Source organism: Microbacterium sp. Bi128 (genome assembly GCF_918698205.1).
In genome coordinates this window covers 1-13,470 of the sequence record NZ_CAKKMM010000074.1, presented here as the reverse complement: position 1 = coordinate 13,470, position 13,470 = coordinate 1, and the positions used below count along the sequence as shown (strand labels likewise).

General features: G+C 69.2%; 10 protein-coding genes. 3 read left to right on the top strand and 7 right to left on the bottom strand.

The window, feature by feature from the left end:
- On the top strand, positions 1–1,208 hold a 1,208-nt coding region (locus tag LQV45_RS08205; RefSeq protein ID WP_230006565.1), incomplete at its 5' end, for an amidohydrolase.
- Between the two features lie 38 nt (positions 1,209–1,246).
- On the opposite strand, the gene LQV45_RS08200 is transcribed toward LQV45_RS08205, so the two are convergent.
- The 3 genes from LQV45_RS08200 to LQV45_RS08190 form a co-directional block, all read right to left on the bottom strand.
- Complete coding sequence (locus tag LQV45_RS08200) at positions 1,247–1,972, bottom strand: creatininase family protein (protein ID WP_230006564.1); 726 nt, start codon at positions 1,970–1,972, stop codon at positions 1,247–1,249.
- Positions 1,972–3,885: a translational GTPase TypA gene (typA, locus tag LQV45_RS08195; protein ID WP_230006563.1), complete on the bottom strand. Its 1,914-nt coding sequence runs from the start codon at positions 3,883–3,885 to the stop codon at positions 1,972–1,974. The genes LQV45_RS08200 and typA overlap by 1 nt, the downstream gene beginning before the upstream one ends.
- Before the next feature lie 135 nt (positions 3,886–4,020).
- On the bottom strand, positions 4,021–5,775 hold the full coding sequence (locus tag LQV45_RS08190) for an ABC transporter ATP-binding protein (protein ID WP_230006562.1): 1,755 nt from the start codon (positions 5,773–5,775) through the stop codon (positions 4,021–4,023).
- A gap of 62 nt (positions 5,776–5,837) precedes the next feature.
- Here LQV45_RS08190 and LQV45_RS08185 point away from each other — a divergent pair, with 62 nt between their 5' ends.
- Positions 5,838–6,440 carry a PH domain-containing protein gene (locus LQV45_RS08185; RefSeq protein WP_230006561.1) on the top strand — a complete coding sequence of 201 codons (603 nt, stop codon included), beginning with the start codon at positions 5,838–5,840 and terminating at the stop codon, positions 6,438–6,440.
- Between the two features lie 20 nt (positions 6,441–6,460).
- Here LQV45_RS08185 and LQV45_RS08180 read toward each other — a convergent pair whose 3' ends face one another.
- From LQV45_RS08180 to LQV45_RS08170, 3 genes are all read right to left on the bottom strand, one after another.
- On the bottom strand, positions 6,461–7,510 hold the full coding sequence (locus tag LQV45_RS08180) for an ABC transporter permease (protein WP_230006560.1): 1,050 nt from the start codon (positions 7,508–7,510) through the stop codon (positions 6,461–6,463).
- Positions 7,511–7,541: 31 nt separating this feature from the next.
- Positions 7,542–9,086, bottom strand: coding sequence for an ABC transporter permease (locus LQV45_RS08175; protein ID WP_230006559.1), 1,545 nt, complete (start codon positions 9,084–9,086; stop codon positions 7,542–7,544).
- A 153-nt stretch (positions 9,087–9,239) separates the two neighbouring features.
- Entirely contained in the window at positions 9,240–11,033 is a 1,794-nt protein-coding gene (locus LQV45_RS08170) for an ABC transporter family substrate-binding protein (protein WP_230006558.1), read from the bottom strand.
- A 162-nt stretch (positions 11,034–11,195) separates the two neighbouring features.
- Here LQV45_RS08170 and LQV45_RS08165 point away from each other — a divergent pair, with 162 nt between their 5' ends.
- A complete protein-coding gene (locus LQV45_RS08165) occupies positions 11,196–12,032 on the top strand; it encodes a CPBP family intramembrane glutamic endopeptidase (protein ID WP_230006557.1) in 837 nt (278 codons plus the stop codon).
- 19 nt (positions 12,033–12,051) lie between these two features.
- On the opposite strand, the gene LQV45_RS08160 is transcribed toward LQV45_RS08165, so the two are convergent.
- The coding region (locus tag LQV45_RS08160; protein ID WP_230006556.1) for an ABC transporter substrate-binding protein at positions 12,052–13,470 on the bottom strand (1,419 nt) is incomplete at its 5' end.

Below are 13,470 nucleotides of genomic sequence, written 5' to 3'. Positions count from 1 at the left end.
CGTCGTACGAGGGCGCCGAGGTGATCGACGCGTCGGGGCACGTGGCCCTCCCCGGGCTGATGAACAGCCACACCCACACCCCCATGGTCATGTTCCGCGGGGCCGCCTCCGACGTGCCGACCGACGAGTGGTTCAACCAGCACGTCTGGCCCATGGAGGTCAACCTCACCGAACGCGACATCCGCCTGGGCGCGCGCCTCGCGATCGGCGAACTGCTGCTGTCCGGGGTCACCTCCTTCGCCGACCACTACTTCGGCATGGACGCGATCGCCGAAGAGGTAGAGGCCGCCGGCATCCGCGCCCTTCTCGCCTCGACGTTCTTCTCGTCCCAAGGGCCCGCCGGACGCGAGCGCAGCGTCGCCTTCGCGCGCGACGCCGACGGGGCGGCCGGTGGCCGGATCACGACCGCGCTGGGTCCGCATGCCCCCTACACGGTCGACGACGACGATCTCCGTCTCACGGCCAGGGATGCCGAGCGCCTCGGCGTCCGCGTCCACATCCACGCCGCCGAGAACCTGACGCAGACGGCCTCGAGCCTGCAGCGTCGCGGCCGTTCCCCGATCGGGGTCTTGCACGACACCGGCATCCTCCAGGCCGGGGCGATCATCGCGCACGGGGCGGGCATCGTGCCCGAGGACGTCGACCTGCTCCGGCCGTACGTCGATCGCGTCGGTGTCGCCTCGTGCACGAAGACGTACCTGCTCCACGCGCAGGAGGGCACCACTCCCCTGCGGCTGCTCCACGACGCGGGCGTCAGCGTGGGGATCGGCACCGACGGCGCCGCGGGGAGCATCACCCTCGACGTCCTCGAGAACATGCGGCTGCTCGGCATGATCGAGAAGTACACGTCGAAGGATGCCACGTGGGCGACCTCCGCCCACCTGCTCGACCTCGCGACCCGTCAGAACGCCGAGGTGTTCGGCCTCGCCGGGCGGGTCGGCGCGTTGCGGCCGGGACTGCGGGCCGACATCGTCCTGATGGACTTCCGCGCACCGCATCTGCAGCCCATCCACGACCTCGCGCATTCGCTCGCGCTCAGCGCGCATCAGGGCGACGTGACGACGGTGATCGTCGACGGGCGCGTGGTCGTCCGCGACCGCACGCTGCTCACGATCGACCTGGAGGCGGCGATCGACGAACTGACGGGGCGTCTGCCCGCCCTCACCGACCGCTCCCACGGGCGGCGCGTGCAGGACTACGCGCCCTGAGCCGCGGTGCCGCCGGAGCGGCGGAGCTGCGCCGGTTCTCAGGCCGCGAGGAAGCGGGCGACCTCGGCCGACGCGGCATCCAGGACGGCGGTGAACAACGTCTCGCCCTTCGCGGCCGTCGCCGGCCGGGGATCACCGAAGACCGCGTTCGGGCCGATCTCGTGGAGGCGCACCGGACGCGCGCCGAAGTCCACCGGGAAGACCGGATACTGGGGTTCCGCGCGCTCGAGCCGCACGAGATCGGGCGCGACCGCGAGCACCATCGAGGTCTCGATCTCTTCGCCGTGATTCATGCCGGGTACCGCGGGCACGGACTCGCGCACGGTCTCGGCCGCCTCGGCGAGGCCCGGGTGGTCCAGGACCAGGACCCGGATGCCGTCGGCGGCGAGGTCGCGCGCGGCGGCGGCCAGCGGCAGGCGATTGCCGAAGTCGCCGTTGACGACGACGACGCGGTCCAATCCCGAGGCGACCGCCCCGCGAGCGATGTCGATCGCCAGCAGGCGCACGGTCTCGGGTGAGAGCGAGATCGTCCCTGGGTACCCCGACGTCGCCCAGGTCTCGCCGTACGCGACCGCGGGCAGCAGCGCGCCGTCGTGACGGTGCGCGAGCTCGCGCGCGACGCGTTCGGCGACCAGGGTGTCGGTGCTGAGCGGCAAGTGCGCGCCGTGGGCTTCGAGAGCGCCCACCGCCACGACAGCCAGACGCCGGCCGGACGCCACGAAGTCACGGACCTCGTCGGACGTGGCGCCGGCCAGCTCGATCATCAGGCGTTGGCATCCTGGCGCTTGAGGCGCGAGGCAGCGCGGCCGCGCTCGGTCGCGTCGAGCACGACCTTGCGGATACGCACCTTCTCGGGCGTGACCTCGACGCATTCGTCGTCGCGAGCGAACTCGAGCGACTCTTCCAGCGTCAGCACGCGGGGCGGCGTCATCGACTCGAAGGAGTCCGAGGTCGACGAACGCATGTTCGTGAGCTTCTTCTCCTTGGTGATGTTGACGTCCATATCGTCGGCGCGCGAGTTCTCGCCGATGACCATGCCCTCGTAGACCTCTTCGGTCGGCTGCACGAAGAAGCTCATGCGCTCCTGCAGGGCGATCATCGCGAACGGCGTCACGACGCCCATGCGGTCGGCGACGATCGAGCCGTTCTGACGCGTCGTGATCGACCCCGCCCAGTCGTCGTAGCCGTGCGAGATCGCGTTGGCGATACCGGTACCGCGGGTGATCGTGAGGAACTCGCTGCGGAAGCCGATGAGGCCGCGCGAGGGCACGACGAACTCCATGCGCACCCAGCCGGTGCCGTGGTTCGTCATGTTGTCCATGCGGCCCTTGCGGGCGGCCATGAGCTGCGTGATCGCGCCGAGGTGCTCTTCGGGAGCGTCGACCGTGAGGTGCTCGAAGGGCTCCTTGAGCTTGCCGTCGTCGCCGCGCTTGGTGACGACCTGGGGCTTGCCCACGGTGAGCTCGAAGCCTTCGCGGCGCATGTTCTCGACGAGGATCGCGAGAGCCAGCTCGCCACGGCCCTGCACCTCCCACGCATCGGGGCGTCCGATGTCGACGACCTTGAGCGAGACGTTGCCGATGAGCTCGCGGTCGAGGCGGTCCTTGACCATGCGGGCGGTGAGCTTGTGGCCCTTGACCTTGCCCATGAGGGGCGAGGTGTTGGTGCCGATCGTCATCGAGATGGCGGGGTCGTCGACCGTGATGGCCTTGAGCGGGCGCACGTCGTCGGGGTCGGCGATGGTCTCGCCGATCGTGATGTCGGGGAAGCCGGCGATGGCGACGATGTCACCGGGGCCCGCGTCTTCGGCGGGGTAGCGCTCCAGAGCGCGGGTCTTGAGCAGCTCGGTGATGCGGGCGTTGCTGGTGGTGCCGTCGGCACGCACCCAGGCGACTGTCTGGCCCTTCTTCAGCGTGCCGTTGAACACGCGCAGGAGCGCGAGGCGTCCGAGGAAGGGGCTGGAGTCGAGGTTGGTGACCCACGCCTGCAGCGGAGCCTCGTCGTCGTAGGACGGAGCGGGCACGTGCTCGAGGATCGCGCCGAAGAGCGGCTCGAGGTCGTCGTTGTCGGGCAGGGCGCCGTTGTCGGGGCGGTTGAGCGACGCGGCACCCGCACGGCCCGAGGCGTAGACGACGGGAACGTCGAGCAGCGCGTCGACGTCGAGGTCGGGCACGTCGTCGACCAGGTCGGACGCGAGGCCCAGCAGCAGATCGTGCGCCTCTTCTTCGACCTCGGCGATCCGCGCGTCGGGGCGGTCGGTCTTGTTCACCAGCAGGATCACGGGGAGCTTGGCCTCGAGCGCCTTGCGCAGCACGAAGCGCGTCTGGGGCAGCGGACCCTCGGAGGCGTCGACGAGGAGCACGACACCATCGACCATCGACAGACCGCGCTCGACCTCGCCACCGAAGTCGGCGTGACCGGGGGTGTCGATCACGTTGATCGTCACCGGCACCTCGGTGTGCACACCGTTGTAGGTGATCGCCGTGTTCTTGGCGAGGATCGTGATGCCCTTCTCACGCTCCAGGTCGTTCGAGTCCATCGCGCGCTCTTCGACGTGCGCGTGATCACCGAACGAGCCGGTCTGGCGCAGCATGGCGTCGACGAGGGTCGTCTTGCCGTGGTCGACGTGCGCGACGATCGCGACGTTACGGAGGTCAGGACGAAGGGCGTGCGCCATGGAGGGTCTCCAGGAAAATTCGGGGTGGCGCCCGGAATCGGGCACATCTAGTCTACCGGGCGTCTGCGAGACTCCCGGCAGGCAGCGAAAAGGGGCGGCATCCCCACAGGAACGCCGCCCCCGATCTGACGCGATTCAGGAGGCCGGCGTGTTCTTCAACAGCTCGTGCCGCAGTTCGCGACGGGCGGCCTGCACCTCGACGTCGGGAACCGGGATCGCGGCGATCAGACGCTGCGTGTAGGGCTCCTTCGGCGACCGCAGGATCTCGTCGCGCGTGCCCTGCTCGGCGATCTTGCCGCGGTTGAGCACGACGATGCGGTGGGCCATGGCATCCACCACGGCCAGGTCGTGGCTGATGAACAGGCACGCGAAGCGGTGCTCCTGCTGCAGCTCGCTCAGCAGTTCCAGGACGCGGGCCTGCACCGACACGTCCAGGGCGCTGGTCGGCTCGTCGGCGACGAGCAGTCGCGGCTGCAGCGAGAGCGCGCGGGCGATGCCGACGCGCTGCTTCTGTCCGCCCGAGAGCTCGTGCGGGTACCGGTTGCGGTAGCTGCGCGGGAGGCGCACCTCGTCGAGCAGCTTCTCGACACGGGCGTCGAGGGCAGCGCCCTTCGCCTCACCGGCGAGGAACAGGGGCTCCCCGATGGACTCACCGATCGGCAGACGCGGGTTCAACGACGACGACGGGTCCTGGAACACGATGCCGACCCGGCGACGCAGCGACTTGATGAGCTTGCGCGAGCCACTCGAGATGTCCACCCCGTCGACGACGAGGCGCCCGTCGGCGATGGGCTGCAGACCGATCGCCGCGCGACCGATCGTGGACTTGCCGGAACCCGACTCCCCCACGAGACCGACGATCTCGCCCTCGGCGATGCCGAGCGTGACGTCGTCGACGGCGCGGAACGCGGCCACGCGCCCCTTCTTGCCGTACTCGATCGAGACGTGGTCGAGCTCGAGCACCGGGTGGGCGATCTCGGGCGCCTCCGCGGCAAGCCGGATCGCCTCGGTGCGCGCGGGCCCGCTCGCCACGGCCGCGGCCAGCGACTCGACGACATCGACGCTCGCCTCGTCGTCGCCCGCCCCGCCGAGACGTGGGACGGAGGCCAGCAGTTCCTTGGTGTACGGGTCCTGGGGGTCGCCGAGCACCTGCGCGGCCGGTCCCTGCTCGACGACTTCGCCGGACTTCATCACGACGATCCAGTCGGCGAGGTCGGCCACGACGCCCATGTCGTGCGTGATCAGCAGGACCGCGGAGTCCAGGCGGTCGCGCAGGTCGCGGATGAGGTCGAGGATCTCGGCCTGGACCGTGACGTCCAGGGCCGTGGTCGGCTCGTCCGCGATGAGCAGTGCCGGCTCCAGGCTGATCGACTGCGCGATCATCGCGCGCTGACGCTGACCGCCCGACAGCTGGTGCGGGTAGGACGCGAACGCCTTGGCGGGGTCAGGGAGACCCACCATGTCCAGCAGCTCCATCGCGCGAACCTTCGCCTCGGACGGCGCCATCGTCGTGTGCGCACGGAGCGCCTCGATGATCTGCGACCCGACCGTGAGCACGGGGTTCAGGGCCGTCATCGGCTCCTGGAAGATCGCGGCGACCTCGGGCCCGCGCAGCTGGCGCATCTGGCTGCTGCTGAGCGTCGTCACCTCGCGCCCGTTCACCTTGATGCTGCCGCGCACGCGACTGTTGCGCGGGAGCAGATCGAGCACGGCCATCGAACTGACGCTCTTGCCCGAACCCGACTCTCCCACCACCGCCACGACCTGGCCGCGCGCGATCGAGTACGTGAGGTTCTTGGCCGCGGGGACCCAGACGTCGTCCACCGCGAAGTCGACGCTGACGTCGGTCATCTCGAGCGCGGGGGTGCCCGCCTTCTCGGTCGTGCTCATGAGGCTGTCCTCTCCGTCCCGCGAGGCGGGAGTGAGTGATCGGGGAATGGAAGAATCAGGGGATGCCACGCCAGACGTTCCGTTCGACGTTCACCCGCATCCTGTGCGGCATCCTGTGGGCGATCATCGCCGCGGTGGCGATCGGCCTGCTGGCCGTCCCCGCGGTGGACGTCGCGCCCGCCCTGGTGATCGTCGGCGCACTGGGTGCCGCGGCCCTGGTGACCGGCATCCTGTGGTCGCCCTCGATCTCCGTCGACGACGACGGCGTGGAGGTCGACAACATCGCGCTGACCTACCGCGTGCCGTGGGCGGCGCTCATCCACGTCGACACGCGCTACTCGCTGCAGCTGCACACACCCGGCCGGCGCATCGGCGTGACCGCCGCGCCCGCTCCGGGAGCCACGGGCTCCCTGCGCGCCGCGCGCGCCCACCGCCGCAGCGAGCGCGTGACGGCTGCCGGTACGCGTCCGGGCGAGCTGCCGAACACCGACTCCGGCCGCGCGGCCGCCCTCGTCCGCGATCGCTGGCAAACCCTCCGCGACGCCGGCCGCGTGGAGGCCGGCATCGCCGATTCGGTACCCGTGCGGGTGAGCGCCCGCATCGACAACCTGCTGCTGCTGGTCGCGGGTGCGGCCGGCGTGCTGGGGGCGATCGTCCTGGGCTGACATCGCGAGGATGCCGGTCGTCATGACGACGGCGTCTCCGGGTGCACGCGTCCCTGGACGCTCGCGGGCGCGGTGGTGGACGGCGCCGCCTGCTCCTTGGTCCGACGCAGCGAGAACCGCTTCTGACGCGGGTCGAACGCGTCGCGCAGGCCGTCGCCGACGAAGTTCACGAGCACCGCGAGGAGCACGATGAACACCGCGGGCCACCAGAACAGCCACGGGCGGGTCTGGAAAGCGGACTGGTTGTCGGAGATGATCAGGCCCAGCGAGACGTCCGGCGGACGCACACCGAGCTGCAGGTAGCTCAGGGCCGTCTCGAGGAGGATCGCCGAGGCCGCCAGCAGCGTCGCCGCCACGATCACCACGCCGATGGCGTTGGGCAGGATGTGCTTGAAGATGATGCGAGCATCGCTGGCGCCGGCCACGCGCGCCGCCTCGACGAACTCGCGTTCGCGCAGCGACAGGAACTCGGCGCGCACCAGGCGGGCGATCGTCGTCCACGAGACCATCGCGAGGAAGAACGCCAGCGGGACGACACCGAGACCGCCGGTGGCACGACCGACGACCGCACCGATCACGATGATCGGGATGACGATGAACACGTCGGTGATGCGCATGAGCACCGAGTCCACCCACCCACGGTAGTAGCCGGCGAGGGCACCGATGACGGTTCCGACGGCCGTTCCCACGACGCTGATGACGAGCATCACGAGGATGGAATTCTGGATGCCGCGCATCGTCATCGCGAAGTAGTCGATACCGATGCGGTCCTGGCCGAACGGGTGGTCGCCCACCGAGAACGGGAACAGCGACAGCGTGGGAGCCCCGCCGTCGTTCTGGGGGTTCAGCGAGCTGTAGTCGTACTTCCACCACCCCGGGATCGGGCCGAGCCCGATCGCCGAGATCGAGAAGATCGCGAGGAGGACGAACAGGATGCCGGAGACGACGGAGACCTTGTTCGAGAGGAAGCGACGCAGGATGAGTCGTCCCTGGCTGACGCCGACGGTCTGCCGTTCATCGGACGGCGGCGGCGCGTCGACGTTCGCGGGCTCGGGGAGCATCTGGGTCATCGGAGGACCTCCGGGATTCGGACGGCGGCGATCATGCGACCACTCGCACGCGGGGGTCGAGCGTGGCGTAGGCGAGATCGGCCAGGAAGTTGAAGACGATCGCGGTGATGGCGATGACGAGGAAGTAGCCCATGACGGGGTTCACGTCGACGCGTTGGATCGAGGTGACGAACAACGCCCCCATCCCCGAGATCGCGAAGACCTTCTCCGTGATGACAGCGCCACCCAGGAGCGCGCCGACGTCGGTGGCGACGAGCGTCACGATCGGGATCAGCATGTTCCGCAGGCCGTGCCGCAGGATGACGGTGCGCTCGGGAAGGCCCTTGGCCCGCGCCGTGCGGATGTAGTCCTGGTTCATCACCTCGAGCATTCCGGCACGGGCGTACCGGGTGTAGCCGGCGAACGAGATGAGCAGCAGCGAGATCGTCGGCAGCAGCAGGTGCGTGAACGTGTCGATGCCGGTGATCCACATGTCCCCGGTGAACCCCGGGGTGCTCGCGCCGACGGTCGCGATGGGGCGGCCGTTGATGCGGGGGTTGTTGACGTACTGCGGCCACGACTGCATGTAGCGGTCGAGCACGACGAGAGCGCCGGACAGGAATGCCACGAGCGCGCCGATCCGGGCGGCCATGCCGCGATCGGGGGCGCCGAGGACGTAGCCCGAGACGAGGCCCACCGCGACGGCGACGACGCCGAGGATGATCACGGTGGCGAGCGTCGAGATGTCGAACAGCCCCTGCAGTGCGAAGTAGCAGACGTAGGCGATGGCGCCGTTGAGCGCTGCCACGATGAGCGCGCGGCGGTTGCGGAGGCCCGCGATCAGCGCCGTGACGATGACGACGACGCCGGCGATGAGCAAGAGCAGACCGACGGGGCCGAAACCGGGGTTGCGGAACCAGTCCGTGACGTTGAAGTACACCAGGAGCGCGACCGTGGCGAGACCTGCGGTCGCGGCCACGATGATGCGGCGACGAGCGTCGCCCCCGATCATCGCCTGCCAGATCACCGCGCTGATCACCGTGAGCAGGGCGATCACCCATATCGGGATGGACGTGGCCGATTCGAGGAAGCTGTTGAACCCCAGGGCCATGAACTCCTTCAGCAGCACGGCGACGAGGAACGACGGCAGCGAGAAGAGGAAGAAGCTGAGGAGGGTGATACCGAAGTCGAATCCGCTGTACTGACGCAGAGCGGAGACGACGCCGACGACGATGCCGAGGACGATGGCCAGCACGAACGACGCCGTCACGAGCTGGAGGGTCGACCAGATGGCGGTCGGGAGGATGTCGAGGACCGGGGCGTTCGAGATCGTGAGACCCAGGTCGCACGTCCCGGCGAACGGGATGAGGCAGCCGGCTGCACCGCCGAGCCACAGGAAGTACCGCAGGGGCGGGGGGACGTTCAGGTCGAGCGCCGCGACGCGTGCGGCGATCAACTGGTCACGGTTGGCGGCCGAGCTGTCGCGCAGGTCCTGCAGCGGGTCGCCGGAGTTGGCGGCCAGCACGTACATGATGAACGACGCTGCGAGCAGGACCAGGATCGAGACGGCGATGCGCCTGAGGATGAATCCGACCATCGCGGGAGGACTTCTTTCGATCGGGTGACGGACGCCTGTGGGCGCCCAGGAAAGGATAGTCGCGCGTGCACCGGGGTGGGGCGCACCGCGCGCAGACGAAGTGAGGCGCCGGAGCCGAGCGACTCCGGCGCCTCACGAGGGATCAACGGGTCATCAACCCGCCAGCGTCCACTCCTGCGCGTTCCACACGATGCCCGTCTGGCCGCCGAAGTAGTCGACGCCCTGGACGGAACCGTTGTCGGCGAACAGACCCGGCGACTGGAACAGCGGCAGACCGTAGAAGTCCTTCGCCGTCGCCGTGTCGATCTGCACCTTGATGTCGGCGAGCTTCGCGGCGTCGACCGTCACCTGGCTCTCGTCGACGAGGGTGTCGACGGCCGGGTTGCTGTAGTTGTTGTAGTTTCCGCCGCCGCCGCTCTTGAAGATCTGCGGGAGAGCAGCGTTACCGGCACCCGGCGACACCCATCCGAAGATGGACACGTCGTAGCTGCCGCTGCCCAGGAGCGAGCTCCAGTCGGGCGAACCGGCATCCACGATGTTGAAGCCCGCCTGCTGCGCCGACTGCTGGATGGCGCGGAAGCTGTCGACACGGTTGGGGTTGTTGGTGTTGTAGAGGATGCGAACCGTCGGGGTCGCACCGTTCAGCAGCGCCTTGGCGCCCTCGACGTCGGGCTCGGTGAACGCGTCGTATCCGCTCGCGGAGACGGCGGTGTTGTACTGGTCACCGTCGGTGGGCAGGAAGATCTGCGAGTTGAGCACCTCGGCGTCGGGGTTGACCGGCTTGACGATCGAGTCGAGGATCTGCTGACGCGGGATCGTCTTGAGGAAGGCCTCGCGGACGTTGGCGTCGGCGAACACGCCGCCGAAGCTCAGGTCGACGTGGTCGTACGCCAGCTGGCTGCCCGCGTGGACGGTCGCGTTGGCGTTCTCGAGCGCCGTCAGCGTGTCGGCGGAGGCCTGCGGCTGGATGGCCTGGACCTCACCGTTCTGGAGGGCCGTGACCTGAGCGTTGGCGTCACCGATGAAGCGGATGATCAGCTGGTCGTACGAGGGCGACATCGAGCCCTTGTAGTTGGGGTTCTTGCCCAGCGTGATGCTCTGCTCGGGCGTGAAGTCGGTCACGATGAACGGACCGCTCGCGACGAGAAGGCTCTGATCGGTCGGCATGGCCGTCACGTCGTAGCCGGTGTTCCAGAAGTCCGCGGCGGCCTTGAGGGTCGCGTTGGGGGCGACGGGAGCCGCGGGGTCACCCTTGGGGGTGTCCTTGAGGAGCTGGACGAAGTCGGCCTCGGAGACGCCGGCCTTCTCGGCGAGCACGTGAGCGGGCTTGCCGATCGGGTTGACGAGCTCGTAGTCCACGAAGGGCTTCGAGTAGACGAGGGTCATCGACATGTTGTCGTCGCTGATCTCGGGGAAGGAGGTGGTGTCCAGGCCGGCGGTGCTGCCCGCGAGGCTGAAGTACTGGGTGCCGCCGTTGGTGACCTCGCCGCTCGACGGGTCGAGGACGGCGTCGTTGTAGTACCCCGAGTTGATGGCCCAGTTCACGAGCATGTCATCGGCGTTGATGGGCTCGCCGTCCGACCAGGTGAGGCCCTCGTTGATGGTGTACTTCACCGTCAGCGGGTCGTCGGAGACCTTCTCGTAGGTGCCGAAGTCGGTGTTGTCCAGGACGCTGAAGTCCTTGTCGAGGCGCTGGAAGCCGCCGAGGCCGAGGCCGCCGCTGACACCGGTGAGGTAGCCCACCATGCCGTTGGTGTCCAGGTTCGCCTCGGGGGTGTCGCCGTTGAACGACGTGAAGGCGTTCGTCGTGGCGATCGTGATGGTGCCACCGGTGCTCGACCCGCTGTCGGGTGCGGCGGTGGTGGTGCAGCCGGCGAGTGCGAGGGCCGCGACAGCGACACCTGCTCCCGCCGTCAGGGCGCGTGCGCGCCGAGTCTTTTCAGACACTTTGCCTCCTGTGCAAGGTTTGACGGGCACCCCGCACTGTCGGGACAGCGGGGGGCCGTGGATACCGAAACCCTAGGTAAACGCCTTGCGTTGGTCAAAACTCCTGGGGAAACCGTTACATACCTTTAATTCGAACGCGGTTGCATGTGGCAATCTGACAACATGCCGCGCACTGAGGCCTTCTCCGATCCCGGAATCGAACAAGACGCCTTCCGACGTCGCCGTCTCCCCTGGGAGATCGTGCTGGTGCTGCTGATCAGCGTCGGCCAGTCCGCGATCTATTCGGTGGTCTCTTTCGTCCGCGCCGCCACCCGCGCACCGATCTCGCAGCAGCAGACGCAGCTGAATCCCTCTCGCAGCGCCGAACCGTTCTGGGACGCGCTGTACCAATTCCTCGACATCTTCTTTTCGCTGGCTCTCGTCGCCCTGGTCGTGTATCTGCTCTGGGAGCCCGCCGACAACGCGCTGCGACGCATCGGACTGGACTTCCGCCACTTCGGTTCGGACGTGGCCCGCGGGGTGGCCCTCGTCGCCCTCATCGGCGTCCCGGGGATCGGGGTGTACGCCGTCGGGCGACTCCTGGGGCAGAGCATCGCGGTGGTGCCCGCGCCCCTCGATTCGTCGTGGTGGGTGATCGCCCTCCTCGTCCTCGCCGCGCTGCGAGCCGGGCTCACCGAGGAGGTCATCTTCCTCGGGTACCTGTTCGATCGCCTCCGGCGCCTCGGATGGTCGTGGACGTGGATCATCGTGTCGACGGCGCTGCTGCGCGGGAGCTACCACCTTTACCAGGGGTGGCCGTCCGCGCTCGGGAACGTCGTGATGGGCCTCGTCTTCGGCTGGTGCTACAAGCGGTGGGGACGCGTGATGCCCCTCGTCGTCGCACACACGTTGATCGACATCGTCGCCTTCGTCGGCTACCCGCTCGCGGCGGCCTGGTGGCCCGGGATCTTCGCGCCCGCCACACCGACGCCGACGCCGACCGCCTCCCCGACGGCCTGAGGCCTCGGGGAGCGGTGCGTCACGGAGCGGGAGGGGACCACGTCCAGAACGACGGCGGCATCCCGTCGGGCTCGGACGTGTACGGCACTCCCCCGACGCCCTTGGCGACGGCCACGGCGCCGGTGCGCTCGAGCAACGGCACCCCGGTGAACTCCGCGAAGAGGGCGCGGTCGATCTCCTTCGCGTGCGCGAGCACGTCCACCGGATCGGTGTCGCGCGTCAACTCGGCGAACTCGTCCTCGGCCACGGGGGTCGAGACCCCCTCGGCCAGACGGTCGCGCGCCGACCGGTAGAGGCTCTCGTCCTCTCCGACCCAGGCCAGGGTGGCATCCGGTGTCTCGGTCGCCGCGGCCGCGCGCACGGCGATGCCCGCCTCGGCGCCCATCGCGATCATCCGAGCGAAGACGGCGGACGAGATCTGGTCGGTGGGGTCGTGAGCGACGCGGAGCACGGCGGGACGATCGTCCAGCGCCGATCGCGCGGCGCCGGGGTCGCTGCCCGTGCCCGGCGCTCCGTTGCCCGAGACCAGGTCGGTGTAGGTCTGGCCCGTGGCCGGGGACGACAGGAACGACTGCAGCGGGCGCGCGTCGGGCCGCTGCTCCGAGAGGATGTCCGTGACCAGTGCGTCGCGGTCGAGCGACAGGCTCACCGCTTCGCGCAGCGCCGTCGACGCGGTCTCGGCGAAGCGGAGCTGCAGAGTCTGCGTGGTCGGCCCCGTCGTCACGGTCACGCCGGCGTCGGCGAGGGTCTCGAGGTCGGCGGCATCCGGATCGCCGATGTTGGCGACGTCGACCTCACCGGCCGCGAGCGCGGCGACCTGAGCCGCGCGGTCGGGGAAGAACCGGATCGTCAGCCCCTCGAGGCCCGGATAGTGACCGCCCTGGTAGTCGTCGCGGCGGACGAGGGTGACCGTGGATGCCGCGGCCTCGGTGACCTTCCACGGTCCGGACGCGACCGCCGCCGCCGGATCGAGCGTTCCGTCGGCGGCCGCGGCGAAACCGGTATTCCACGCGGCTGCCGCTGCGGCCAGCACCGGGTTCGGGGTGGCGGGTGCGGAGGGGTCGCCCTCGGGCGTCGTCAGGATCGCCGTCATGAGGTCTTTGACGGTCACTCCGGCCTTCGCGGCGACGACATGGATCGGACGGTCGAGCAGCCACTGCCGGTTCCAGTCCGCGAACGGCTGCGCGTAGGTCAGTGTCAGGGTGTCGTCGGCACGATCGATCGTGGGCCGCGCCGTGCGGGCGTGGGGGTCCGGGAGGGTCGCGGTTTCGAAGTAGCGCGTGCCCGACACCAGCGCACCGGTCTCGTCGTAGGTCGCGTCGTCGAAGTAGTGCGACGAGACCGCCCAGCCGAACACGAGGTCGTCGAGGGTGATCGGGGTGCCATCCGACCACGTCCGGTCGGTGAACAGCTCGTAGCTGACGGTCAGGGGGTCGCC